General features: G+C 43.7%; 28 protein-coding genes. 9 read left to right on the plus strand and 19 right to left on the minus strand.

The features are described 5' to 3' along the window. Positions 1-371 precede the first annotated feature (371 nt). Positions 372-1,874 carry a MarR family transcriptional regulator gene (locus tag VSQ62_RS30735; protein ID WP_334636781.1) on the plus strand — a complete coding sequence of 501 codons (1,503 nt, stop codon included), beginning with the start codon at positions 372-374 and terminating at the stop codon, positions 1,872-1,874. Between the two features lie 193 nt (positions 1,875-2,067). Here the strand turns inward: VSQ62_RS30735 and VSQ62_RS30740 are convergent, their stop codons facing one another. Together VSQ62_RS30740 and VSQ62_RS30745 are read right to left on the minus strand one after the other, a co-directional pair. After that, positions 2,068-2,682 (minus strand): Type 1 glutamine amidotransferase-like domain-containing protein, encoded by a 615-nt coding sequence (locus tag VSQ62_RS30740; RefSeq protein WP_334638621.1) that lies wholly within the window; start codon positions 2,680-2,682, stop codon positions 2,068-2,070. Between the two features lie 51 nt (positions 2,683-2,733). After that, positions 2,734-3,477, minus strand: a complete 744-nt coding sequence (locus VSQ62_RS30745) for an ATP-binding cassette domain-containing protein (protein WP_334638622.1) — start codon at positions 3,475-3,477, stop codon at positions 2,734-2,736. A 409-nt stretch (positions 3,478-3,886) separates the two neighbouring features. Between VSQ62_RS30745 and VSQ62_RS30750 the strand changes: the two genes are divergently transcribed. The 6 genes from VSQ62_RS30750 to VSQ62_RS30775 all read left to right on the plus strand — a co-directional run bounded on the left by VSQ62_RS30750 (position 3,887) and on the right by VSQ62_RS30775 (position 9,378). Beyond that, positions 3,887-5,164: an NB-ARC domain-containing protein gene (locus tag VSQ62_RS30750; protein WP_334638623.1), complete on the plus strand. Its 1,278-nt coding sequence runs from the start codon at positions 3,887-3,889 to the stop codon at positions 5,162-5,164. Between the two features lie 326 nt (positions 5,165-5,490). Next, the gene (locus VSQ62_RS32570) at positions 5,491-6,009 is read left to right on the plus strand and encodes a DUF6431 domain-containing protein (RefSeq protein ID WP_350339938.1); all 519 of its coding nucleotides are present in this window, start codon (positions 5,491-5,493) and stop codon (positions 6,007-6,009) included. An 89-nt stretch (positions 6,010-6,098) separates the two neighbouring features. Then, positions 6,099-7,367 (plus strand): DDE-type integrase/transposase/recombinase, encoded by a 1,269-nt coding sequence (locus VSQ62_RS30760; RefSeq protein ID WP_120397163.1) that lies wholly within the window; start codon positions 6,099-6,101, stop codon positions 7,365-7,367. Further along, a complete protein-coding gene (locus VSQ62_RS30765; RefSeq protein ID WP_120397164.1) occupies positions 7,367-8,173 on the plus strand; it encodes an ExeA family protein in 807 nt (268 codons plus the stop codon). Before VSQ62_RS30760 ends, VSQ62_RS30765 begins: the two co-directional genes overlap by 1 nt. A gap of 12 nt (positions 8,174-8,185) precedes the next feature. After that, positions 8,186-8,500 carry a DUF6618 family protein gene (locus VSQ62_RS30770; protein WP_016217795.1) on the plus strand — a complete coding sequence of 105 codons (315 nt, stop codon included), beginning with the start codon at positions 8,186-8,188 and terminating at the stop codon, positions 8,498-8,500. A 377-nt stretch (positions 8,501-8,877) separates the two neighbouring features. Then, on the plus strand, positions 8,878-9,378 hold the full coding sequence (locus tag VSQ62_RS30775) for a tetratricopeptide repeat protein (protein ID WP_334638624.1): 501 nt from the start codon (positions 8,878-8,880) through the stop codon (positions 9,376-9,378). Positions 9,379-9,481: 103 nt separating this feature from the next. On the opposite strand, the gene tnpA is transcribed toward VSQ62_RS30775, so the two are convergent. Continuing rightward, complete coding sequence (gene tnpA, locus VSQ62_RS30780; protein ID WP_286145363.1) at positions 9,482-9,910, minus strand: IS200/IS605 family transposase; 429 nt, start codon at positions 9,908-9,910, stop codon at positions 9,482-9,484. 194 nt (positions 9,911-10,104) lie between these two features. Here tnpA and VSQ62_RS30785 point away from each other — a divergent pair, with 194 nt between their 5' ends. Beyond that, entirely contained in the window at positions 10,105-11,100 is a 996-nt protein-coding gene (locus VSQ62_RS30785) for a tetratricopeptide repeat protein (protein WP_334638625.1), read from the plus strand. A gap of 127 nt (positions 11,101-11,227) precedes the next feature. On the opposite strand, the gene VSQ62_RS30790 is transcribed toward VSQ62_RS30785, so the two are convergent. The 12 genes from VSQ62_RS30790 to VSQ62_RS30845 form a co-directional block, all read right to left on the minus strand. Next, positions 11,228-11,488 (minus strand): hypothetical protein, encoded by a 261-nt coding sequence (locus VSQ62_RS30790; protein WP_160284469.1) that lies wholly within the window; start codon positions 11,486-11,488, stop codon positions 11,228-11,230. A 4-nt stretch (positions 11,489-11,492) separates the two neighbouring features. Further along, entirely contained in the window at positions 11,493-12,143 is a 651-nt protein-coding gene (locus VSQ62_RS30795) for an ABC-2 transporter permease (RefSeq protein ID WP_334638626.1), read from the minus strand. Then, positions 12,140-13,000 (minus strand): ABC transporter ATP-binding protein, encoded by an 861-nt coding sequence (locus tag VSQ62_RS30800; protein ID WP_334638627.1) that lies wholly within the window; start codon positions 12,998-13,000, stop codon positions 12,140-12,142. The genes VSQ62_RS30795 and VSQ62_RS30800 overlap by 4 nt, the downstream gene beginning before the upstream one ends. Beyond that, the gene (locus VSQ62_RS30805; RefSeq protein ID WP_497854193.1) at positions 12,993-13,364 is read right to left on the minus strand and encodes a GntR family transcriptional regulator; all 372 of its coding nucleotides are present in this window, start codon (positions 13,362-13,364) and stop codon (positions 12,993-12,995) included. The genes VSQ62_RS30800 and VSQ62_RS30805 overlap by 8 nt, the downstream gene beginning before the upstream one ends. Positions 13,365-13,586: 222 nt before the next feature. Continuing rightward, positions 13,587-14,264 (minus strand): hypothetical protein, encoded by a 678-nt coding sequence (locus tag VSQ62_RS30810; protein WP_334638628.1) that lies wholly within the window; start codon positions 14,262-14,264, stop codon positions 13,587-13,589. A 14-nt stretch (positions 14,265-14,278) separates the two neighbouring features. Next, positions 14,279-14,956 (minus strand): hypothetical protein, encoded by a 678-nt coding sequence (locus VSQ62_RS30815; protein ID WP_334638629.1) that lies wholly within the window; start codon positions 14,954-14,956, stop codon positions 14,279-14,281. 88 nt (positions 14,957-15,044) lie between these two features. Then, complete coding sequence (locus VSQ62_RS30820) at positions 15,045-15,734, minus strand: ATP-binding cassette domain-containing protein (protein WP_334638630.1); 690 nt, start codon at positions 15,732-15,734, stop codon at positions 15,045-15,047. Continuing rightward, complete coding sequence (locus VSQ62_RS30825) at positions 15,718-17,202, minus strand: hypothetical protein (protein ID WP_334638631.1); 1,485 nt, start codon at positions 17,200-17,202, stop codon at positions 15,718-15,720. The genes VSQ62_RS30820 and VSQ62_RS30825 overlap by 17 nt, the downstream gene beginning before the upstream one ends. Positions 17,203-17,227: 25 nt before the next feature. Then, on the minus strand, positions 17,228-17,554 hold the full coding sequence (locus VSQ62_RS30830; protein WP_160284463.1) for a hypothetical protein: 327 nt from the start codon (positions 17,552-17,554) through the stop codon (positions 17,228-17,230). Positions 17,555-17,708: 154 nt separating this feature from the next. Continuing rightward, positions 17,709-18,314: a DUF2461 domain-containing protein gene (locus VSQ62_RS30835; RefSeq protein WP_502957885.1), complete on the minus strand. Its 606-nt coding sequence runs from the start codon at positions 18,312-18,314 to the stop codon at positions 17,709-17,711. Positions 18,315-18,502: 188 nt separating this feature from the next. Then, positions 18,503-20,827 carry an ABC transporter permease gene (locus VSQ62_RS30840; protein ID WP_334638632.1) on the minus strand — a complete coding sequence of 775 codons (2,325 nt, stop codon included), beginning with the start codon at positions 20,825-20,827 and terminating at the stop codon, positions 18,503-18,505. Then, entirely contained in the window at positions 20,824-21,558 is a 735-nt protein-coding gene (locus VSQ62_RS30845) for an ABC transporter ATP-binding protein (RefSeq protein WP_334638633.1), read from the minus strand. Before VSQ62_RS30845 ends, VSQ62_RS30840 begins: the two co-directional genes overlap by 4 nt. A gap of 883 nt (positions 21,559-22,441) precedes the next feature. On the opposite strand from VSQ62_RS30845, the gene VSQ62_RS30850 reads away from it, so the two are divergent. After that, positions 22,442-23,749 (plus strand): IS4 family transposase, encoded by a 1,308-nt coding sequence (locus VSQ62_RS30850; RefSeq protein ID WP_334638634.1) that lies wholly within the window; start codon positions 22,442-22,444, stop codon positions 23,747-23,749. Positions 23,750-24,109: 360 nt separating this feature from the next. Here VSQ62_RS30850 and VSQ62_RS32575 read toward each other — a convergent pair whose 3' ends face one another. From VSQ62_RS32575 to VSQ62_RS30865, 4 genes are read right to left on the minus strand one after another with little or no spacing between them, the layout of a single operon-like run. Further along, positions 24,110-24,178 (minus strand): hypothetical protein, encoded by a 69-nt coding sequence (locus VSQ62_RS32575; protein WP_350339939.1) that lies wholly within the window; start codon positions 24,176-24,178, stop codon positions 24,110-24,112. A gap of 26 nt (positions 24,179-24,204) precedes the next feature. Continuing rightward, positions 24,205-25,026: a GNAT family N-acetyltransferase gene (locus VSQ62_RS30855; protein WP_160284460.1), complete on the minus strand. Its 822-nt coding sequence runs from the start codon at positions 25,024-25,026 to the stop codon at positions 24,205-24,207. Continuing rightward, the gene (locus VSQ62_RS30860; protein ID WP_334638635.1) at positions 25,026-25,973 is read right to left on the minus strand and encodes a GNAT family N-acetyltransferase; all 948 of its coding nucleotides are present in this window, start codon (positions 25,971-25,973) and stop codon (positions 25,026-25,028) included. The genes VSQ62_RS30855 and VSQ62_RS30860 overlap by 1 nt, the downstream gene beginning before the upstream one ends. A gap of 18 nt (positions 25,974-25,991) precedes the next feature. After that, positions 25,992-26,267 (minus strand): DUF3784 domain-containing protein, encoded by a 276-nt coding sequence (locus VSQ62_RS30865; protein ID WP_334638735.1) that lies wholly within the window; start codon positions 26,265-26,267, stop codon positions 25,992-25,994. Between the last annotated feature and the right edge of the window lie 194 nt (positions 26,268-26,461).

Raw genomic sequence — 26,461 nt, forward strand, 5'->3', positions numbered from 1 at the left:
CAAGAACATTATCAGTGCCTTTGATACCCAGCATAGGAATATTCAAGTTTTCCGCATTTATTCTATTGCTAAGTTCGCTCATAAAAATACCTTTACCGCTTATCTCTTTGTTAAAATCTGATGTGGTTTCAACACCGCAGTTCGGCGAGCGATTTGCACCAATAATCCCGATTATCTCATTGAACCATTAGCATTTTGTAAGATTCCGCTTTTTGCATTTCCTTACAAATACGGGTATTTTCAATAACGACAGGAACATCTGCCCCATCATTGTTTTCTCTATTAAACCCTAACCCGGATAAACCGGAAAAGTTTTTTGCATTTCCTCCAAATTTCAAGTACAATAAAGAAAACTATTGGAGGATGTGTTCATGTTACTTACGGATAAATATGCTGACAAAATGAATGGTATCATCACTTGCTATGACCGTATGATCATCCAGGGCTATATCCCCGGATGGAGTTATGCGGAAGGTATGACCAGCTATTTAAAAGCCAACAACATCCGTATTTTTGATTTTTCTAGTTTCTCCCAGCCTCTTACGGAACAGGTTCGTGCCAATGCCCAGCGTATTGCAGATGAAAACGGCATCCAGATTGAGTTCATCCGGAAACTCCGGGCGTTCCGAAAAGATGACCGCATCCAGGAGATCATTCAGAAAACCGGTAAGTCTGAGGGGCTGATTCATATCTTTTCTGCCATGGAACAATGCAATACTTATAAGCCATGGCATGATAAAACAACCGGAAAAACATTCCTTAAGTTTGACCAAAGCAAATGTCTCCATTATTATTTTTATTTTATAGATAAAGAACTCGGCTTGTGTTATCTCCGGGTCCCCACCTGGGCTCCCTTCCGACTACAGTTCTACATGAACGGTCATAATCTTCTGGCCCATAAGCTGCAAAAGAAAGGGATCACTTACCGTATGCATGATAACGCCTTCCTTGAAATCTCAGATGTCGAAACTGCCCAGAAACTATCTGACAGAATCAACCCGGAAGGTCTCCATAAAATCCTGGATGTATTTGCAAAACGCTACTGTCCCATTGCGGAATCGCTCGGTCTCGGCTACACTTGGACAGTCCAACAGATTGAGTGCGCAACCGATATCATGTTCAAACAGGCCTGTGACCTGGAGCCCCTTTATGATGAGATCATCCGGACGGCAATCTTTACGGTAAAGCCGGATAACATCGCTGCATTCCTGGGACAGCGCATTACCTATAACTGTAAGAAAGAAGTCGGTACAAACTATAACCAGCGTATTCTCGGTACGAGAATCAAACACCATATGGGTGATGTATCAATTAAAATGTATGATAAATTTGGCTGTGTCTTACGGATAGAAAGTACTTGCAATGACATCGGGACTTTTCGTGTAAAACGGAAAGTGGAACACAGGGACGGCAGTTCCACAGAACAAAAAGCGCCTTTGAAAAAAAGTATTTATAGCCTGTATCAGTTATTCACAATCATGAAAGCCGCCAACTACCGGTATCTGGAATTCGTATCATCCTTTGATGACCACAGCGGCGGAAAGAAGAATCTTACAAAAGCAACAGAGGCTGTTAAGGAGAAAGGCCGTTCCTACCGTGGGCTGAACTTCTTTTCCCCAAAAGATCTGTTGGTACTGGAAGTGATCAGCCGGGGCGAATACATGACTTTTGGAATGCAGGGAAAGGATATCCGCCGCCATCTGGAGGATATCAGTCCGTCTGCCATGTCGAGAATTTTTAAGCGGCTCCGTCTCCATGGGATTATTGAACGGGTTCAAGGAACTTATAAGTATTTTACAACAGCTTACGGCAAAGAGGTCATTGCGGCAGGATTAACCGTTAGAAACCTTGTGCTTATACCAGCATTGGCATAAGTGTTTTTCTTATGCAGAAATTTTGCCATTTTGCGTCAAAAAATATTTATAAGTGGCCTAAACAGCAAAGTTCAGGACATGGCACAATGCGCTATAAAAATAACTTTTTTGCTTCGACCGTCCTCAAACATAAATTTTCCTTTTTTTAAGCCCGAATTTGTTTTTGTTGTGTTACTCTCTGATAAACTGGAAGTTAGCAAATAATTTCCTGACGCTCGCCCTGAATCAATACAATTTGACCATCAGACAATTCTATCGAATCGCTGTTAGATATTTTCCCGCAAGGATTTCCTGTTTCAGCGTGTGGTATCAGCGGATTTATTAAATAGCCTAATCCATCAGCAAAATTTCCTGCGGCAATCATACTTCCTGCACTAATCCCCAAATATACCAAACCATTCTCTATTGCTTGTTTTAAAGGTTTTGAAAACCCTGTTCTGTTTACTTCGCCTAGAAGTACTGAGGCATTTCCACCGCAAAAAACAATCGTGTCATACTGAGAAAGTTCTTCAACATTCATTAAACGAATCTGTGTGGGTATATCATCAACATAGCTTGAATACGTCCTTTTATATCTGTCGGAGAGCAGAAGTGCTAAATCATATATAAAGATATTACTTATAGGTATCCCCATACTCATAAGTCGCTCCAAGCATACGATAATGCCCTCTCTTGCGCCATCATTTCCGATTGCAGCAGATGGAACAAAAATCACTTTTGTATTTTGGGGTTCTTTGCCGATACATTTCCAAAATAACTTAGTAGTCTTTTCATTCAAACCACTTGAACTTAAAAAAAGTGTTCTCATTGACCTTCCCTTTATCTCTTTGTAATAATTTTTAATAGTGCTACTTATTGATTATTTCTCTATTGAAACAAATGGTGGAAAACTATCAGAACTCCTCTGTGCGTCATCCACTGTAAGCTTCAGATACCGCCTGCATGTTACGTCCAGCTGATCAGCGCCAATCTCTTCAATCAGTACGCCGTCCCGTAAGATACCATACCTTGTCGCAATCTTTGACAGTTCCCCTAAAATATGGCTTGAAATCAATACCGTCACATGTTCCTCCCGATTCAGTTTTAATAACAAATCCCGGATTTCCCTGATACCAGATGGATCTAATCCGTTTATTGGCTCGTCCAAAATCAAGAAATTGGGCCTTCTTATCAGGGCAATGGCTAATCCAAGACGCTGTCTCATCCCCATGGAAAAATTCTTTACCTTTTTCTTCCCGGCCGATTCCAGCCCTACAAGCTCCAGCATACGATCTGCGACTGCCTTATCTGCAATGCCCAGATTCCTCCGGATGATTTCCAAATTATCCTTTGCGCTTATGCCGGGATAACCGCCCGGTTCTTCAATCAGGCTTCCGATATACGCTCTCTGCTGCTCTAAATCTGTTTTGCCGAAGAGCTCCATCTGTCCGCTATCCGGTGAGGCAAGCCCCAGCACCATACGCATGAAAGTAGTTTTTCCTGCGCCGTTCTTCCCAATCAGCCCGTATATGTCTCCCCGGCGCACTGTTACGCTCACCTGATTTACGGCTATGCATTTCCCATAGGTCTTTGTCAGTCTTTCTGTCTTTAGTATATCGCTCATATTGGCCTCCAGCTTTTCTTATCTTCATTCCAGGCTCTGCAAGATGTATTATCTTATCATTTATATGCACCTATTACAATGAACTGGGCCAGTTTTGCAGATTAAGGGGCGGTTTTTGTACTCAAAAAGCAGCCACCCAGGCATAGAGCAGCCGCTTCTTCCTCTAATCATCTTTCTTATTCCTACGGTCAACATAAGTAAGAATTACAAAGATACATGAAATAATTGATACAACCTCCAAAATACTCATACACAAGCCTCTCCTTTCTCTACCGTTCTGTTTCCAACAATGGTATAATGTCTGTACAGCTATAACCTTTGCTTACGCATATACTGTAATATATTTGAGAAGTTGGATTCCAGTCAGATTATGGTTGGATTTCTAAACCTGACGAAAGGAGAAAATCTCATGGCAGATATCATCACCACTTCCGCTTTCCTTCGTACCTTATTAATGAAATGCATTGGCACTGTTATGATTGAATGGGAACAATGGGATTTCCCCCAGCCCTCCTTTGACAGAGGCTATTTTAATGACCGGCTCAAGCGCCCAGTTCCGGTAAATACCCTCACACGCCAGAGGCTGAAACGCCTTTTTGAAAATGTTTTTTCTCCCGATAACCGTAAAGGAAAATTTCAGGAGCCACAGGCAGTTGAAGCGGCAAATGCCTTTATTTCCCTTGCAGAAAAATATTTTCATATCAATCTATCCGTCTGGGAAAATAATTATACAACAGACAATAGTACCAGCCGCTCCCATCTGCTTTCCTGTCTTGATGTGGTTCTGGGAACGATAGAAGGGACCGAGTTACTGCCGTCAGAAAAGATTGCTGATTCCCTAAATAACTATATGACAGAAATCCATTCTGCCGAAAATATGCCTGCTCCCACATATCCAAAACTGCTGACCCCTGCCCCCTGCCAGCAGGCTTCCAACTTTTTTGGCCGCCAAAATACAACCTCTTTCCTGATGGAGCAGTTACTTTCCGGACATTCCTGTTACTTGCATGGGATAGGCGGTATTGGTAAAACCGAAATTGCAAAATCAGTTCTGAAACAGATTCTAAGTATGACCTCTTCCAGTTATGGTTTTACCCACATTGTATGGGTGAATTACACAGATGGAGATTTCGCCCTTTCCCTCGTGCGCGCCCTGAATCTGGATGGGACAATCAATAACATGGAACAGGCATTCCAGAAGGCCGTTTCCATCATAAACCAATACCATGAAAATCTGTTGCTTATTATAGATAACGTAGAAAATGCTGATGATGAGCACCTGCTTGGACTCTGCGGATACCTTAACTGCCGTTTTCTGATTACGAGCCGCTGCGAGGGATTCCCGTCTTTTACCAAAATACCTGTCCCGGCGCTCTCTGAGAACGATTGCATGACTTTATTCTATTCCTATTACTTTGGCCAAAAAGACGATATCATGCTTAAGAAAATTATACAGCTTGCAGACCGCCATACCGTTACCATTGAGCTTCTTGCAAAAATTGCAGATTCGGAGGAAGTTCTCTTATATGAATTCTACGATTCTCTGGTTCAATGCGGCTTCCACATCAGTGCCGAAGAGGTGACTACGGCTCATGAAAAGATGCATTCCGAAGGCCGGATAATCGAACAGTTGAAAAAACTCTTTGCCGTGTATGGCTGCAGCCCTGAATGTCGCCCAGCAAACTAAAGTTCCTATCTCCCGCACAAAAACATCGAATTAAAATCTCATCTTCTTAATACTGTCTATCAGAGCGCGCTGTAGGAAACGGCGCATTTTCCTCTTGACCATTCCTGCCTGTTCCGATATAGTTTTTTTGGAACAAAAAAAAGAGAAAGAACACCAACCTCCTACAGTTTGTTCTTTCTCTCACACCAGCGTGCCTGCCATATACGGGATCATGTCCCACTCGTGAGGCTTTGGCACTACCGACATATACTATGATAAGAGAAAACTCCCTATTTTGCAAGCTGATCCATATAAAAACTTCATCAAAAGCACTATTTGAGTCTTTCATGGTTGGATTCCGTCCCCATCTGCAGACCTGTCCCTTCTGTGGGGCAGCAGGCAGCTGCAAGATCCATGCCTATTATGACCGTTCCCTGGTGGATTTCATAGATGGCGCCCCTGTCCGACACAGCCTCTGCATCCTTCGCCTCATCTGCACCTGCGGCCATACCCATGCCATCCTCCCGGATTTCATCATCCCCTATTCCGGCTACGGCCTGTTCTTCATCCTCCGTGTCCTGGCAGAGTATTTCCTGCACCTCTCTACTATAGAGGGCCTCTGCAGGCGTTTCTCCATCACCCTTTCCCAACTGCACCGTTTTCTGGAACTCTTCCTGGTGCAGAAGGAAGAATGGCTCGGGGCACTTTCCTCTATGGAAGTCTCTTCCCTCTCCTTCCTGAAGACACTGTTCTCCCAGCCCTCCTATTCTGATTTTGCTTCCGCCTTTGTCCGCCGTTTTGCAAAATCCTTCCTCCAGTCCCATAAAAATCCGGCGTCTTACTGCCAACAAGTGTTCGGTCCCTGAACTGCTTTTCCACGACCACACGACCAGGCATGGTCTCCCTGAGGAAACTCCTTTATAATGGCAGAAAACCATTTAAGGAGGATATTTTTATGGACAACAAACAAAAGAACCTTTCGGACGCTGCCGCCATGGCACAGTTCCGGCTTGCCCTCATCGCACCGGTCATCCATGGCCTTTATCCTGATGCGTCCAGAAATGCCTATTACCAACGCATCACCGAGAACCCGCTCACCCTGCCTGATGGTTCCGCCTTCCGCTACAGCCCCAAGACTATCAGCAAGTGGGTGTCTCTCTACCAGAACGGCGGCATCGATGCACTTATGCCCCGGGAACGCTCCGACAAGGGCGGCACACGGGTCCTGACGGATACAGCCATCGAGGAGATCTACCGGCTTAAGGAAGCTTTCCCAAGGCTTAACTCCACGCAGATCCACCGCCACCTTGTGGAAGAGGCGTTCATCCCTGCCTCTGTCAGCGTGTGTGCTGTCCAGCGTTTTGTAAAGAAACATGACCTGAAATCGGCACGTAACCCGAACATGCGGGACAGGAAGGCTTTTGAAGAGGACGCCTTTGGGAAAATGTGGCAGGCTGATACCTGTTACCTTCCATATATCACAGAAGACGGCCTGCGCAGGCGGGTCTACTGCATCATGATCATCGATGACCATTCCCGGTTCCTGGTGGGCGGCGGGCTCTTCTATAACGACTCAGCTTATAACTTCCAGAAAGTGCTTAAGGATGCTGTGGCTGCACATGGAATCCCTTCTAAGCTCTATGTCGATAACGGTTCCAGCTACTCGAACGGGCAGCTTTCCCTCATCTGCGGCTCCATCGGAACGGTCCTTTTACATACAAAAATCCGGGATGGCGCATCCAAGGCTAAGATAGAACGCCAGTTCCGGACACTCAAGGAAACCTGGCTCTATACCCTGGATCTGGATTCCTTAAGCTCCCTGGCACAGTTCAATGGACTCCTTAAGGATTACATGCGCTCCTATAATACTTCCCTCCATTCCGGCATCGGCACTACACCCCTTTCCCGTTACCAGCAGACCCGCGCTTCCATACGGACACCTGCGTCCAGGGAATGGCTGGAGGAATGTTTCCTGAACCGCATTACAAGGAAAGTGAATAAGGATTCTACCGTCTCCATCGACAAGGTATCCTATGACGTCCCTATGCAGTTTATCTCATCAAAAGTGGAGATCCGCTTCCTCCCGGATGACATGTCCTCCGCCTTCATCCTTTACGAAGGGGTGCATTATCCCATCCGCCCTACGGATAAGAATGAGAACTGCAGGACGAAGCGCAACAATACACCTGGCATCGACTACTCAAAGTTAGGGGGTGGCTGTTGATGTTCCGTTCTTACTATGGATTGTCTTTCAATCCTTTTGACAAACAGATGGCCCGGGAAAAAGACCGTTTCCTTTCCAGGGACATCTCTGAGATGCTCTCCCGGCTGGATTACCTCAAGGATACCAGGGGCATTGGTCTGTTCACGGCACGCCCGGGCATGGGGAAGTCTTTTGGACTCCGCTGTTTTGCAAAGGGGCTCAACCCGAACCTTTACCATATGGAGTACATCTGTCTTTCCACCGTAAGCGTCATGGAGTTCTACCGCCAGCTCTGCTCTGTACTGGGAGTAGAGCCTAGAGGCGGCAAACCCGGGATGTTCCGGGCCATACAGGAGCAGATCCTCTACCTTTACCGGGAAAAGAAGCAGCCCCTTCTTCTGGCCGTTGACGAGGCCCAGTACCTCTCCACAGGCATCCTGGAGGACATTAAGATGCTCATGAACTACGGCTATGACTCCCTGAACTGCTTTACGCTCATCCTGTGCGGGGAACCGCACCTGAACAATACCCTGCGCAAGCCTGTCCACGAAGCCCTGCGCCAGAGGATCACCGTGCATTACAACTTTACCGGGCTCACAGATTCAGAAGTGGCGCAGTATGTACTCCACAAGATCTCCTGTGCGGGAGGCTCTGCCTCCATCATAGAGCAGGCCGCCCTTTCCGCTGTCCACAGCCATTCCCAGGGGAATCCGCGTCTGGTGGATAACCTGATGACAAATGCCCTTACCCTTGGCGCACAGATGGAGAAGAAAGCAATTGACACGGAAGTCATACTTGCCTCCGTCAGCAGCCAGAATCTTGGATAGGGGGTGTTGTTTTTGGAATACAGATGTTTTTTCAGGGATGGTTCCCGCATAGAAACCTGGACAGGGGAGATTATCCTGCTGCGATGGCGGCCTGGATGGTATGAAGCTGAGATGAATGGACGGGGGACATACTTCCACATCCTGGCCGGAGTGCATAAATACGGAAACTACCTGTGCATCCCGAACCATGATGTGGGATGTGAACTATCCGATTTTTCTGATATTTTCTGGAATGAGGGGCGGATCAGCAATCTAATGCGGAAGGTAGATGCCGTAACTGTTGCTGCCGGTTTGGCTTATCTGCCGACTCTGGCTGACAAACAATAAAAAATCCAAATACATCATGTGGCTATGGATCTCATAATGGGATTCATGGCCTTTCGATTTCGAAAGAAAAGCTATACCAACAGCGTGCTGCATTTTCGGCGGTATTATGCATTTGTAGACAGCACTGCGCAGTCAATGCGAAAAAGGTTGGAAAAATAATTTGCCGTTTATGTCTCCCTCAATTCGCCGTCCAACACCCTGAAGCACAGCATTTACTGATTCAGATTTCGACCATCCCCAATATCCAGTTCGGATTTGAAAAAGCGAAAAAGTGGTTTGACTTAAAAAACCGTACCCCGCTGAATCAGTTAGCCAAAAAAGGCTGGATAAAAAAAGAACCGCTTTATGACAATGGCCGGCAGCATTATCTCTATTACATGCACTCTGTTATAGCATCCGCAATCCGCGCCCAATTTACAGAGAAGCTTTATCAGGCATGTCAGAGCTTCATTTATGAAATTACATTGGAAATGAAGGAAATCCGCTCCCAGAATGACGCGGCTAAAAAGGAATTGATTCAGTTCAGCTGGTCACTGAATGATATTTTCCAGGGGCAGTTCCATTCAGAAAACGACTGCGGCTTTCTGTGGGCTTTGGCTGAAATCTATCGGGATATTGGTTATTATAAACGTGCCGTTCCCCTGCTGGATCTGCTTTTTAAGCTTTATACAGAGTTGTACGGAGATGACTGTATCCAGCTTGGTTCCGTCTTCAACAGCAAAGGGATGATTGCATATAACCTGTCCCATTTTGATGCAGCACTGGATTTTTATCAAAAAAGCCGTGATATTATAGATGAACATATTACCCCTGAAGCAGTTTCTTCCTTGGCAAAAATAGAACTTGCAAAACTTGACCTGAATATTGGAAAAACATAATCACCAACCCCCACTTCAAGTGGGGGTTTGAAAAACGCCCCCAAGGGCTCTGTTACTGCTCGCCTAAAAGGCGGGTGTCGCAAGCGTATATTACTTGCTGCCGCTAAAAAGCGGCTCCTTCACTTTCTTCTTTCCGGGATTCTTCTGACTGTTCCCGGATGTATTTCTTTATGGCATCCTCTGTTACATTTCCTACTGTTGCCACATAATACCCTCTTGCCCAAAATGCCTTATTCCACTTACTTTGTTGTTCCGGATGCCTGTCATATATCATCAGCGTACTCTTCCCCTTCAGGTATCCCATAAAATTTGAAATGCTTATCTTGGGCGGAATGCTCACGCACATATGCACATGATCGGCACACACTGCGCCTTCTATAATTTCTACTCCTTTGTATTTGCATAAGGTACTTAATATCTCCCGTACATCGTATTTCAACTGACCGAATAATTTCTTTTTTCGATATTTTGGTATGAATACAATATGATACTGGCATTTCCATCTCGTGTGTGATAAACTTTTACTGTCCATTTGGACCGCCTCCTATTCTTGAGATTGGCTTGCGACACCTTTCTCATTTTAACATAGGAGGCTTTTTTATAATATCCTCTTCGTCACAACCTACTCTATTCTCCCCAGCATAGCTGGGGGATTAGCGATTTCATTTAAAGACCGATTATCACAAGGCAGGTACGTTCTTTGACCGTGCCTATGACGTGCTGCTTTTGGAAGAAGGCAGGGAAAGCCAGCTTACACAAAACGCCCTTGCACATAAGGCAATGTTTTTAGAGGATACCGGCCACTTGCTGGAAGCAGAAAATATATATGAAGAAATATATAATCAGAGCAAAGCAGACACGGATGATTATGATACACTGTTGCTGCGCGCCTCCGTTGCTCATCATATCGGGAATATATACTCGGACTATTCCCCTGATAAAGCAATGCCTTTCCTGATGGAAGCGAAAGATATTTTATGGAATATCCTTTCCCCTACCCACCCGGATACCCTGGATGTCCTGAATTCTATCTGTTCTCTTGAACTTACGACAAAGGACAATTACCCGGAAGTCCTGTCTGACCTTCAGCATCTGCTGGAATTATTCATAAAGGCATACGGACCAGATGACCCGCAGGTAGGAACCATCCACAACAATATCGGACTCTGCTTTTATTACATGGGACAGCCTGCGGAGGCTGTCAGGAATTACAGAAAAGCCATACAGATCAACATATCTGTTTATGGCGAAGACCATCCCTCAACAGCATATATTTATAATAACATCGGCGCGGCATATTCAGAAACAGAACATCCTGAAAAGGCTATTCCGGAACATGAGCATGCCTTAAAAATCTATGAAACGGCATATCCTGACAAACTCAATCTGGATTTTGCCCTTACTCACGCAGATCTTGCAGGCGCTTATTTATTGGAGGGAAGCGGGGACAAGACAATGGAACATCTAAATGAAGCATTTGACATATATCAGAAAATGCTTCCGGAAAATGCGCACCAGCTCATTTATCCATACTGTACCCTCGCCAATCTCATGACCACACTGGGAAACTATGAGACTGCCATTACCAGCTATTCTCACACCATCTGGCTCCTGCTTGAAAATGGTTATACGGAGGATTCCCCTGCGGTTCAGGAATTTGCTGTCAAAATAAATGATTTACAGCAAATACAAAACAGCGAGGAACCCGATAGCAGTTTATAAGTTTTTATTATTTCTTATACCAAAACGGCGGCTTTTATTTTTATAAATTCAAGCTGCCTAATACCTGTACAGCACACAAGGGCGGCATATTCATTGATAACTGATATTTTCACTCCCCACTACAAGCTTAAATCCCTAATATGTTGTGCACAACCGTAAATATTTCAGCTTCCATTTGCTCACATTTTGTATAGTCGATAATATTACTTTTTTCCCATTCTGCAAAGGCTTCCAGTTTTCCTAATATCAAATCGGGAACGATAACTTTGTTACAACTTGGACATTTATAAGCAGGAACATTCATAGCCTTTTTCGTTATACCGTTGTTTTCATAATCAAAGGTTATAAAGAAATCAGACATACGCATTTTACAAGATTTGCATTTCATATAATCAACCTCTTTTCCTGTTACGATAAGCAATAATGGAAATCTTATATGAAAGAAATTGGATAATACAGCTTACTACTATACCAACCACAATCAAAATACTTCTATGAGTTTGTATAAACTCAACAATGCCGGATAACGCTGGAACGAAAGCTGGTATCGCCACCAAAGCCATCACTGCAACAAACGGAACCATAGACCAAACCTTTGCTTTTGTATAGCCCATTTTGAAATATATAGGCATTTGTATTCCCGTAATAGTAGAGAAAACTAAAAATGACGCACTAAATCCAAGCACAATTTCAGATAACTCTATTGTTCTGTCTTGAAAAGTTGCAAAGCCAAAATGCAAAATAATCACTGCGAGGAAGGATATGAAATAGTTTAGAAAGGAAAAAACATATCGTCCCAGCACTATGTCTTTCAAACTAACGGAAACCGAACCATATAGGCGGTCAAGGTTGTTCTTTTCTTGTATGGCAAAAATGTTAGATGACATAAGAGCCACAAACCATGCACCAGTAATACACAATATTGTAACAGATGACCCCATGAGGCCAAACATCATCACGACTAGCGCCAATGATAAATACATGACAAGTTGTGATTTCATTGTAAATAAATCCAGTTTTGTAATCCTCAAAAAACCTGTCATTTTCTCGCACCCCCTTTACTAATGCTGATAACAATATCGTCAATCGTTGCGGTATCAAGGACGCAATTCTTATATCCTGCCGCTTCTTTTGCGCTGATAAGCCCCTCAAAGCCTATATCGGTTTTACGCAAACCGATGATGCTTTTTTCAAGTTCGGCTGTTAAATCTCGCGGTCTGCCCTTAATAAACCGGTAACTGCTCAATAAATCCTCCATGCTGCCAGTAAAAATCAATTTCCCACTATTCACAAGTGTAATGTAGTCGGCAACGCGTTCTAAATCTGTTGTGATGTGAGTGGAAAACAAGATGCTTCTTTCGCCATCCTTTATATATTCTTGCAGGATTTCTAAAAACTCACTTCTGGTCACAGGGTCGAGGCCACTTGTCGGCTCGTCAAGTATCAGTAATTTTGCATTATGCGAGAAAGCGCAAGCAAGCATTAGCTTCATTTGCATACCTCTTGAAAACTCTCCCAGCTTTTTACTTTGCGGCAATTCAAAACGATTTACCATTTCGTTGAAAACATCATGTTTCCAACCTTCATAAAAAATAGATACTGCTTTTTCTGTGTCCTTTACCGTCCAGCTATCCACATAAAACATGCTATCAAACACAACACCAATATCCTGCTTGATGGCGTTTTCGCTTTTTACATTATCATTTCCGAAAACCAAAATCTCTCCAGCGTCCTTTTCCAGCATATTGAGAATAAGCTGTATCGTTGTTGTCTTTCCTGCTCCATTCGGGCCGACAAGCCCCATGATATACCCTTTGGGCAAGGAAAGGCTGATATTATCAAGCTTGAATCCAGAAAAGCTCTTGCTTACACCCATTAACTCCAAATAATTATCAATCATTTTCTACCTCCAACAAAAGCCGCAACAGGCTGATAATTTCATCATTAGTCATTGCAGCTCGCCCTGCTGATTGTATCGCTCTCGTGAGGTTTAGCTCCACATCACGGATAAGCTGTTCGCGTATTAAATCTGAGCCGCTTGACATAACAAAAAAACCTTTACCCTGTCGGCTTGTTATAAATCCTTCTTGTTCCAATTCGTTATATGCCCTTGTAGTCGTCAGCACACTTATTTTCAAATCTTTTGCCAACTGCCGAAGTGAGGGTAACATTTCATCTTCGATCAACTCGCCGGACAATATCTGCTCCTTTACCTGATCTTTAATTTGCGCATAAATCGGCAAGTCAGAACTGTTTGATATCACGATGTGCAATTCATCATCCCTTTACTATACTGTACTTTATATAACAAGTACAGTATAATCAGAAATAGCAGTTTTGTCAAGGGGATGTCTGAAAGTTCATGGTTGGCGAATAAGCAATTAGAAGTTATAATAGTCCCTTTTCGCACAAAAGCAAACAGAGCGAAAAGCCCATTTGAAAATAGGTTTCCCACTCTGTCTGTAATAAACGCCTCTTCATACGAATTATTGGATCAACGAGGAAATAACAGCTACAAACTCATCTTGTGTCAAGCCTTCCACTATGAATCGGAAACCGACATTATGAAGCAGGAACTCAGCAAAATAATATTCGTTATTCGTATCCTGTCCGATTGCCACCTCGACATTGTTGATTATGGATTTTTCGATATATTCATCCAGAAAAACACAGTCACTCGTGGGCAGAGAGCCCTTTTGAATTTCAATATTTATTCCTTTTGAGAACGTTTCGTTGGAATAATTCAATATATTAAAGTCAAAATAAATCTCTCCTGTACCGCCGTTCCGTTTGTAAACACCAAATTCTTCGTCCTCCCATTCCTTAAGGTCATCGGGAACGGTCGGAAAAATATTGATTCCATAATACTTGTTTATTTCCGCCTTGCTCATAACCACAAAATCATCCTCATGAACATCAAATTTGATTTCGTCGGACGGGCTCCAGTCGATCTGATGAACAATGATTTTGTTGTTGGCGGCCATATTGCCAGGGGATTCGCCCTTGCTTTCAACAGAGGTCTCTTTTACACCCAGATTTAATGCGCCTGCTTCGGTCTGTTCAGGCAGTGCGGTCAACATTCCGCTACGCCAAACCCCGAATCCCGTCAGCGCAACCAGGCAGGCACAACAAGTAGATGCTGCCATTCGGATAATCGTCTTCAACCCCCTTCTCCTCACTATTCGCTCACCACCAGATCTGCCAAATAATCCTCCTGTACCGCAGCTTTCCTGGCATGTACCCTTTTCAATGCTTCTTTTTCCTGTTCTTCCATCAGCTTTTCCATCCTTTCATGGCGTTTCTCCCACCATGATTTTTCATTGTCTGTGTTAAGCGGCGAATCATCTTTAACAGGTATCCCTTCCCCGTAGCACTGTTCCGGCGTTGCTCCGATGACCTGGTTCCCAATCATCTTAGAACCCATAAGACCGGTACTGGAATACATGTTCCTTACCATACCCAATACTGTTTTCTCCCACTCCGGATCATTTTTCATTCTCTCAAAACATTCTTCCGTAATTGTCAGTGTTCCTCCCACGCAGGTAGAGCGATACCATCCGCTGACGGGCATTTGCGACATTTCATTCATGAACCACTGTTTGTATTCGTCCATGGTCATTTCTTCTTTGGATTTCTTAGATACGCTGTTGTCATATGTAAAACCAGAATAATTCGGCGGTTGGGAGACTACCATATCCCCCGCCCATGAAGATGAACCGTTTTTTTGAGCCGCATTCTTTTTTTCCGAAGCCCCCAGCGCCTTCTGGGCAAAATTTTTCGTACCTGCCGCTTTCTTTCTGCTGCATGCGTAGTCATATGGGTTCATCCCTATGCTGCTTAAATTAGTAATACTCATACCTGTCTCCTTTCCTGTAACGTAACAGTTCAGCCTTCGGCAGAACTGTTACCCTGCAACACCAGTGTTACACTGAACTTGATTTACTCTATATTGTTGCCTTCGTCTCCCCTGAAACCCACCTATAATCATTTAATTCTTTAGCAGACTTAATATTATGCTCCCCATCAATTTGGATTACCTCATCGCAAAAACCACGCGCCAGCTCCAGATTATGAACCGAGAACAAAACCATAGCTCCCTCGTCACGCCGCTCTGCCAATATTCCCTTTAATGTCGAGATACTCTCCGGATCAAGCCCGTTAAACGGTTCGTCCAAAATAAAATTCCCTGCCCCGGACAACAGAGCGGCGGCCATGTATATTTTCTGCTTCATCCCCAAAGAATAGTTCGCAATATATGCATCCAGCGCCCCATCGAGCTTAAAAGCCCCCATCAATCCTCTTTGCAGAATCTCCGCTTTCTCCGGTTTCTGCCGGTACAGTTGGATTATAAATCTCAAATACTCCCTTCCGGTAAGATTCAGAAACATCTCCTTGCTGTCCGGGACATAGAAGAGACGGTATTTTGATTCAAATATGCTGCTCTCAATATGATCAATCAAAACCTGCCCTGAATCCATGCATTCTGGCTGTGTAATCGCCCGAAGCAGCGTTGTTTTCCCAATCCCGTTCATCCCCACAAGGGCATAGATACGGCCGCTTTCCATCTGGCAGGATACCCTGTCAAAAATCTTCCGGCTGCCGTAGCTTTTAGACAATTCATGAATCTGTATCATAAAAATCTCCTTTGCAGAATTTCCAGTAACCGTACTCCCCCGCCGCCACTCCGGCGCCTGCCAGACAGGCGAATGGAAGAAGCGGAATAGGAACCCATTTCCCGCCGACCAGAATGATTTCCACGACTGTTAAACTTGCTGCCGTAATCAATACAATCACTTTACTTATGTTCCCATGGAGCAGTTCGTTCGTACTGTTTACGATCCTGGGCATTTTCAAATCAATACAGACTCCCAGCCACACACATACATAATTCATCGAAGTGCCATAAAACAGGAGCAGGAAGGTGTTCATAACCGGCGGCCTTTCAAAACCGATCAGGATAAACCAAAATAAAAGTACGGTAATCTCTCCCCACAGAAATCCCTGTATTGTTTTCCATAAAAACAGCCTTCGCCCGGAAATAGGAAGAAACGCATAGCAGGATTTATTGTCATCACTGGAATAGGCCGTACTGGAGATGGTGTTGACCGAACAACAGGACATCAGCAGAAACAGTTCTTCAACACAGGTTCCTTTAAGGCCAAACTGGCTGAAATTGTGTAACAGGAGTCTGGACAGGATTACCACTGTTATAATGTTCTTGATATTGGAGAAGAAAATCAGCTCCTTGTTTCTGGTAACGCGTTTCCACTCCAGCAGAAAATACGGGTGTTTAATATGAGATACTGATGGTTGTTTCTCTGTTTCTCTATGGCGGAAGCTCTGTACATTCAGATATCCCCGCACATACCAATGCTTAGCGGCAAGCTTAAGAACCGCTATTAAGACGGTCATGCCTGTCAATGCTGCGCCCCAGATCCAAAGGATACTCCGTAATTCATATCCCTGCATGGCGGCTGGACTTTGTCCGGTAATGTATCGCTTCAGAACTCCGGCACTGTCAGATAAAAATCCAGGTTTATGAAAACATGAAAAAACTGTATTTCCCGCAAGCCAGGCAAGTATTAGAAAAGAACCGTATTGAAATACAACAAAAGCATATCCCACGATATCACTGGCACAAAATCTGCTGATCAGGATCGAGAACAGGATAACTGCAATATCTAAAGCGACTGTCAGGATACAGCAGAATAGCATTGCCAAAGCCGCCTCTTTCCGGTGATGTGCTTCAAAGAGGAAAAACGGGTAAAGGAATGTGGCACAGATACCCGATTGCAGCAGGAAAACCCTCATTCCCACGACACTTAGTATCGTCCGTACCTCCACTGGATAACAAAGAATCGTTTGAATCCGGCGGTTCATGCACAACTGGTCCGGAAGCTGATAGATTCCCAAAAATGCACAGAACCAGGCCGACAGCAGCGATACCAGCACATAGCTGTTATCTGCTGCCGAAGCCGGAAGATAATGGTTCAGTATGTACCAGACTAAATATCCTATATAAGCACCTATGAAACATAGCGAAGCAACGACCACCGGATTCGCCTTATTATAAAATAAAATTTTGCATAAGATACGTTTCATAGGACAGCCTTTCCGAATACAGCCTTCACATCATATTTATATAGGAAACCATCATAGCTGCCAGAAGGATCACAAAGATGGCGCTGTTCATCTTAGACAGGCGGTTCTGCCGGATAAACAGCAGGTTTACAATCAATGCAATCACCGGGAACAGCCATACTCCCAGAACACTGGGAACCGGATAATAGGTTGTACCCGAATGCAGGATGGAAATCTGCTCCGGCAGGAAAAACAGCATAATGCCGGATAATACAAACATCAGCAGAATGATACCAAAATTTACAGCAGCCAGTTTTGCATTGTTTTCCGTAAAGTTTTCACCAAGAATGCTTTTTAATAGTCTCCGAATCATAATATACCCCTTTCTGCATTGCCACTGGATTGATTTATCTTATCAAGTGTAATCGCCCTTTACAAGGAGTAGTCCCTTTTTTGCAGACTGAGGGGCGGTTTTTGCATATGCCCTAAAACAAAATTAGGAAAATTAATCCGAGCTATAATTGTTTCTATCTTGCAGGCATCTGAAATCCGTCAAGCGCTTTGTTCAGATAATCATTAAACGGCTTCATAATACGGAACAACCTCACCGTTTCCTCTATAAAAACCTCGGAATCATTCAGTGCCTCATCTGCCACCGGATACTTCAGATACCAGCTTTTAAACTTCAGGTATTCTGCCTGCGGATGCTCCTTATCATACCCGGCAGGAACATTTTTCAGCGCCGTACCCTGTACCGCAAAATATTTTAGGAACTCAGGAGAATGAATGATTTCTCCAAACTCGTCTCCATGTTCTGCAATATAATCCCGGATCATAACAGTCGCATCCCTGAACATATTCGTAGACAATCCGCCCCTTAGAAAAGACTGTCCGCCCGGCCTGATCATGAGGTAATATCCCACTGGAACAGGCCGCTTTCCCTGAACAGAAATATGCGCACGAAAGGATGGGTTAAACGGTGACCTATCATGGCCAAACCGGGGATACCGAACCAGCTTGAAAATACAGTCTTCCGCCTGATTATGCAGAATAGCACTGTCAAATTCCCCGATACGGAAAATGGGCGTCCGCACCAGTTCCTCAAACTGTGTGCAGGCCGCTTCACTTTCCACTTTATGTGCATGATATCATTCCCGGTTATTATTTTCACTTAAATCATCAAGATATTTTAAGACCAGTCCCATATCCATTGTCCGTATCTCCCCCCCTTATTTCTTTACAGCTCTTTAATCGAAAAGAACATATATCCCTCTCCAGTCTGCGGGCAGCCATCTTTCTTATTCCTACGATTTTGTTCCCCCTATAGTTCATTAATCGTATCCGTAATCGCCATATTTCGAATCCGTTTTGTAGGAGCGTATACTGCCACGGCCGCACAGGTCACCACAAACACAGCAATAACACACAGCATTGTCACCGGCGGATGCCATACCATTCCGAAATACCGTGTGATCAGCAGAGTATGCAGGAAATAGCTGAGTGGAAGTCCGATTCCGCAGCCAGCCACGAGACCGGATACGGCATAGGTAAATGCTTCCGCCGTTATCATCCTGGTAAGCTGATCGATGTCCATGCCCACTGCCCGCATGGCGCCATATTGTTTCGTCCTCGCCGCCACACTGATAGAAATGCTGTTAATGATATAGAACAAGGTAACCATTCCTATAATTGCCAGAAATCCATAGACGCCCACCTTTACAGTAAGATAAGTGGTATTACTTCCCTTATTGCTTTCTCTTCCATCTAAAAACATCACATCGCTATCGGCAAGCTTACTGATCTGCCGTACTGTCTCGTCATCCGCATCGCCGCCAAGCTGCACGCCGACCATTGTAAGTCCCTGCTCTCCGGTCAGTCTTTCAAAAGTTTCCTGAGAACAGATGACAAGCAGTTCACTTGGAAACAGGGCTCCCGTGACAGAACAGGTGATCGTAACCTCTTTTCCTTCAATCTGAACCGTATCTCCTACCTTCAGAGGATTATCTTTATTATAAACGGTCATAACCATATCGCTGTCTCCATAAATATCAGACAAATTTCCTTCCACCACCTCATCTTTTACGCTTTCAAATAAAAACTCATCGTAGGACTCCAGATTAATATGGTCGATTCCCTGCCGCGAAGAAACAGCCGGAACATTGTCCAGATAGGCGGTTCCGAAGGCGCTCTTAACACCGGGAATCCCCAGCGCCTTCTCTTTTACATCCTGTTCAAGTACCAGCGCATTGGCATAACCGTTCAGGGTAATATCCGGCTGCCAGGATTTCAGCGTCGGCATCAGCCCCTTTGCAAAATCCATACCAATCGAGAAACATAGAATCAGAATAATCGTAAGTGCAAAAGATGCCGTCATCAGAAACCAGTTCTTTTTAGAAGCGGTTGCATGATGAATACCCAGCGTCCTTTCTACTCTTCCAACTTCCCGTTTGATCGCACGCCGCCTCGCCGGGACGGTTTCTGAATTACCGGAAACCGCTGCAACAGGGGAAACCTTAGCCGCTCTCTTTGCAGGTGACTGCGCCGCTAACAAAACAGTAACAACACCGACCAATACGCCGCTCAGCAATCCGACAGGACTTATGGCAAATACCTGCATGGCGGCAAATTCTCCTCCGATACCATAGCGCAGGTACGCGCATATCCCCCAACTGACCAGTGTGCCTGAGATGACTCCCGCAGGTACAGCCGTCTTGCACCAGTTCAGGGCTTCCAGCCGCACAAACTGAATGATCTGCCGGCGGCTTGCTCCAACACAGCGCATCATGCCAAAGAATTTTGTCCGCTGAGATATATTACTATTCAGGCTTCCGGATATCATCAATACTCCTGCCAATAATACCATGACAAACAACACTGCTGCGATTCCATATATATTTTGTATAGATTTATTCTTGCTTTGCCCTGACAGTCCCATCGTAGCAGTATTGTCAGAAATATCCTCATCTGCCAGTCCATATTGCTCCCTGATCTCTGCGGCAGTATCGGAAGACGCCTTCTGAAACTGCACATAGCAGGATGGATGTTCTCCCACTGTATTTGCCTCCATGATTGCATGATACGCCTCTCTTGTCATGTACACGGCAGCCAGATACGTCTGCCCCCTATAATATTCTTTATCATCGGAGCCAAAGCCAGATACCGTAAAAACCGTATCCCCGGCAGGCGTATGCACCGTCACCTGGTCGCCGGCCTGTACGTCCAAAGCAAGCTTTGCATTGCTGCTTAACATCACTTCATTATCGTTCTGCGGAACACTTCCCTCTTCAAGCGCATTGACAAGCTGAGTGATATAGGTGTCGTCCACGCCGTACAAGACGGCTTTCTTTTCGCCGATATAATAGGGCTGATCCGCATCCACATTAAAGAAATCACACCAACCGATGGCCGCGACATCTGAACGCTGCGCGATTTTTTCTGCAGTCTCCTGTGAAATACCGTTGACCCGGATATGCCAGTTTCCGTGTTTCTCCTGCAGGGATTCGCTGTTTGTCCGGACAAACATATCAGCCACACTGAAAATAGCCGTAACAAGAAACACTGAGATGATAATACACAGAAGTGTCATACGATTCTGCCGCCTGTGTACACGTGCAGAGATCGGAATCAGGCTGAGATAACTTTTCATTCCCTGTCTCCTTTCCATTCCGGTCCGTGCATAACAGACGTCCCCCGGACGTCTTGCACCCTCCCAAAATCTGTCATTTCTCCGTCCGATACCTGTAAAATACGATCCGCTGTCTGTGCTATGCCCTTGCTGTGGGTGATCATGATGATCGTCTGTTCATATTTTTTTGAAGCTTCTTTTAAGAGTCCGATAACCTCCCTGCTGTTCTGCGTATCCAGGTTCCCGGTTGGTTCGTCCGCCAGGATGAGAGCGGGACGGGTAATCAGCGCCCGTCCGATTGCCACTCTCTGCTGCTGACCGCCTGAGAGCTGGCTCGGCAGGTGATGCCGGCGTTCCGTAAGATTCAATACTGCCAGCAACTCCTCCAGGTATCTCTGGTTTGGCTTCTGGTAGTCGAGCAGTACCGGAAAGATGATATTCTGTTCCACCGTCAGCTCCGGAATCAGATTAAAACTCTGGAAAATAAACCCGATATTCCTGCGCCGAAAGACGGTAAGGCTTTTCTCCTTCATCGCGAAGATATCCTTACTGCCGATATATATTTTGCCAAAGGAAGGCGTATCTAACGCGCCGACCATATTAAGAAGGGTACTCTTTCCGGAACCGGACTCCCCGACGACTGCCACAAATTCTCCTTTCGGCACCGAAAAACTAACTTTCTTCAGGGCATGTACAGCGGTATCGCCCTCTCCATAGACTTTAGAAATTGATTTTACTTCCAATAAATTCACAGATACAACACCTCTTTCTTCATATAAAAATTCGTACATCGAAAATGAATCCGGAAGTTCACTTTCCATGTACGAAAATCATAGCACGCAAATCCTACTGTAGTATTGCAATAATCCTACAATTTTGCAGGATTCTGCCTTGCGGTGTTGTCTGGTTCAATCTCGGCGGCTTTGGGATTGTTTTTGCCGATTTTCTTGGTGGGAAGATAAACGCTGTTCTTATCAAATACCTTTTGAGCTGTTCTTCACATCACCCCTACTCACCGGAAATAAACCCTGATGAAATGCTTAAACCACAGTTTAAAACAGAACATACACAGCGGAATAATTCCGCATACAAGGGAGCAAATTCGTAATAAAGCAGAAGATTTATACATAGATTACAGAAATGCGAAGATAAAGTATCCTGCTATTTTCGGCATCAAAAGCTAAAATACATTGAAAAGTACGGCTATTAAAAATGTCGATTTTTAATAGCCGTAGTAATATATCTGAAAATTCTTCCGATTTTGATTCAAGCAATCCATGTGTAGTGTCTTTCATAATAAACATCTGCTTGTACGGAGCGTTTATTTCGTCAAAATATTTCTGTGCAAGGCTAAAGTTCGTCTGATAATCCCTATCTCCGTTTATATTATAAAATCAATGTTAACAACTTAATCAAAGCAACCACAATATATAGTGTTTGTCATTCTAAAATTTATATCATCTTTTCATCGGCACAGGATTTTTCTGTGTCTTCTTTGTAGCTCCTCCTAATGAACAAGTGCAAAATATTGCACAAAAATTTTTTTGAATTTTCGGCACATTTATTCTTGACAAAATAACCAAGATTTGCGGCGCAGCCCCTGATTATAGTACATTTTGAAAGGAGCTGCTTCTTATGAAACTAACACAGATTCTTGCCGATATTATCTGCGATACTTTGCTTGACCCAAATGCCCTAGACAGGGCGCGCAGACAAAAAGGTGCTTTTACCCGTAACTGCCGAAAACTTCCTTACTGGACCTTAGTCAAACTTTTACTTAGCAATGTTAAAAAGACAATCTCCGCGTCCCTGGATAGTTTTTTCCATGAACTCAAACTGAAATCGGGAGCACCTTCTGTCAGCTGCTCACAGCAGGCTTTCAGCAAAGCGCGTTCTAAAATTAATCATTCCATTTTCAAAGAAGCTTTTGAGCGTACACTGGATTTCCTCTGCAGTCAGGATTCCTTTGCTTTCCATACACGGTTCTTGGGTGTCTGGGGACGGCAGATCATAGCTATTGACGGCTCTAAAATCCCACTGCCCAACCGGAAAGCCCTCCTTGATAAATACGGCAGCATAGGGAGAGGTGCCAGCTCTCCCACTGCCATTGCCAGTGTTGCTTTTGACGTTCTCAATGACCGCGTCCTTGATGCCCAGTTCGAACCAATCCATCTGGATGAGCGTACACTTGCCATGAGACATATGGACAATATCAAAAACAAAGCACGGGCAAGCTTATTATACACCATGTTCGTCTTCGACAGGGGATATGCTTCAAAAGAATTGATCGCTTATATCGAAGACACGATCCATGCCGGGTATCTCTTCCGGCTCAGATCTAAGTTTAACAATACAATCGATGCAATTCCCGCACCGACAGACCAGTATGGGACTACCGACCACATTCTCGTTTTGGATGACAGGAAAGTCCGCGTCCTAAAGTTCTATCTTCCAAGCGGGACACTGGAAACACTGATCACAAATGACTTTGGCCTAGTTAAAGATCTGTTCCGTCAGTGCTACTTTCTTAGATGGCCGGTGGAAGAAGATTACAAGCTGATCAAGGAAAAAATAGGACTTACGAACTTTCGTGGTTATTCCGAGAACTCGGTCCTTCAGGAATTCTGGATATCCATACTGCTCGCGAACCTCACCCTTGCAATCAAGAGGGAAACGGACGGAATCATCGACCATACCATTAACCAGAAAAACAATAAGCACAGATACATGACAAATATGAATGAACTCGTTGGATGCCTGAGCCGTCACCTGCCGGAATATATGGATTCTGAGACGCTTACCGAAAAATTCACCGTGATTCAGGGCATATTTCGCTTTGCCATATCACATCGGGTACGGGATAAAAAAGGTTGTGGGGAGTCAAATCCACGAGACATTCCCAGAAAGGTAAAGCATCATTACAATAACAAGGCAACACACTAACTATCATTTCTGAAAGGTGGTGATGTCCTACATTTCTATGATACATGACGTCAGAGAAATATTTTTAAAATTTGCTTACAGCACCAAGGGGGAAGTCTGCCCTTTTTTCTTTCATCAAATATACTATTTGTTATATTCCGGTTAATTTAATGCTGTATTTTCGCTACTGATACCATACCACTACTAAGTTGTTAACATTGATTATAAAATGGCACTTTATAGTCAGTTTTGCCAAGTAATGAAAATTTTTCAAATTCCTTTGAGCCTAAAAACTCCAAATACACGCTGTAATCCGAAGTGATGTTATTGTAAATATCTCCAAGTGAGTAATATGGATTAAATACAACTGCTGCAATTATGTTATAATCCGTCGGGATATTCAAGAACAAGGTTACATCCGAAATATGTTCCCCAAGAATGACCAAGCAAGGTTATCTTATCCTTACCAAGATAGCCTAATAGATATTTTTGGGTTTTTCTACAACGATTGATGAACCTTTTGATTTATCGCCATTCAGCCACTGCCATTGTTCTGACAGTTCTATTCTACCATCACTTAAAATCTGTGGTACACTGTGACATTTCCCAATTCTTATCTGGTCGCTCAAATTAATATGCTGATAATAAAAATCTATTTCTCCATTCAAAGCAACCGTTCCAACTATATTTCCTTTTTTTATTTCTCCGCCATAGTAATCCGCCCATAAAATATTCTCATTTTGATGATATAAAAAAAGCGTTTGATTATCCACTTCACCATTTTCAGTATTCATCTCTGGTATAAAACATTTTCCATCATAAAAAATATCTGTATTAGGAACTGCTATATGTTTCTCCATTACTTCATAAGCTAACCTTACATTTCCATTGATAAATAATTCTTCATGCTTTAAAGTTTGATATCCCCTATGCTCATAAAAACAGGCTGCCGCAAGCGAAGCATCTAAGTAAATACTGGTGTTATTAAGAGATATTTCTTTTTCAAGACATTGCATAATATAACTGCCATATCCTTTTTTCTGAAAATCGGAAAAAACAAACAGTCTTGATATATGATTTTCCTTGCAGCTTCCTGTTCCTACTAAACAATCACCCGATAACAAAACTCTAACAAAGCCATTTTCTATATCTGCAGCAATGCTTTCCTTTGAATGAAGCCCACGGAAAAATTCAACTACTCCTTGAGGATAATATAAAGGGTAAATAGCGTTAATCGTGTTCTGTACCAATTGATAAATTTGTTCAATGTTCTCTTTTTTTGCTATTTCGTATTTCATTAACACACCTCCATTAGCCAATTATGTCCTCTCCGCTTTTTCCAATGGAGCCAGTGTATACCTTCTCCATAACCTACCTTTCTGTAGAAATCATCACCGCCGCCAGTCATGTATTCTGCCCCTAATACTTTTAAACGTCTATAATGCTGTGTCAGCGCTGCCGCTGCCAATCCTCTTCTCCGATATTCCGGCACCGTACACAACGGTTCCATATAGGCAAGCTTATTCTCCGGAACCCACCACATTCCTGAAAAACACACGTAATCTTCATTTTCATCGGCAATAATGACATTATACTCATGGGTTGCGTGTGGCGGCGGCGCGACCGCAGAATTCACCACACCAGTATATGCTTTATGCGGATTCCAAGGTGTTTCGGAATCCGGAATATTCCAGTTTTTAAAAGGTCCAAGTTCCTCGGCGTTGAAACCATTCCATGTACATTTGGCAAGTTTCAGCAAATCACACTTAAACGGGTCAACAAAATGAAATCCCTCCGGGAGATCATAACTTAATCCCGATTTCCTGAAATCAAAGAGAAAGTCCGCATTTTCATATGATACCTTATATCCCTCCTTCTCTGCCGCCCGTATCAGCGCTTCCTGGCCTGAAAAAATCACTAATTCTCTTTCTCCGCCCAAATCCGGGAAGCTGTTCTGTGCATACTCAACCATTTCATCAGCTAGTCCTTCGTATCCAGGGCGTAAATTAAAAAAGACACTCGTGACAACAGCTTCCGTAAATACAAACCCCACTACTATATCTCCAGCCATCCAGAGCCTGTTCAAATGGAGATATTCTTTATCCATCCATTTAGATGTAAGCGCATACTCGAAAAAAGGAGCTGCCGCTCCATTAGCGAAATAAGGATCGTATATATCTGTCATAAAATTCCATACAAGATTAATATCGGTTAATATCTGAAATTGCTTTGTTTTTATATTCATATTCATCATCTCCACTAATTATATTTCATCCCTGCATAAATCATGAGCCCCAATCCACCGATAAAACAACCTCCAAATGCAATCCCCCCATCCAGTCTGTGTAATAAAATCAATAATTCCTGTAAGAATGATTCCTATTCCAATTGTGATCGCACCTTTTCCCATGAGTGCTGTATATGCTTTTTTATCCGCTTCTGCTACATTCTTATAATGGTAGTTATGTATGAGATTTATCTTCTCCCATTTCCAAATAAGCCAGCCGATTATAAAAAAACAATACCAATTACCGATAATACTATAAACTCTAACAACATTTTATACTCCTCCACCATCCAAACACCCCATATCTCTTAGCAGATCTTATTCATTCTCTGTCTTCATAATTTCCTCTGGAATCATAATTTCATACTCGCAGGTCAAATCTCCGTTCAGCACAGATCGTACCACTCTGCCCTCAAGCTCACTGTCAAGGAACGCCTTAATCCATG

It is taken from the genome of Sporofaciens sp. JLR.KK001 (genome assembly GCF_036941055.1).
GTDB lineage: Bacteria > Bacillota > Clostridia > Lachnospirales > Lachnospiraceae > Sporofaciens.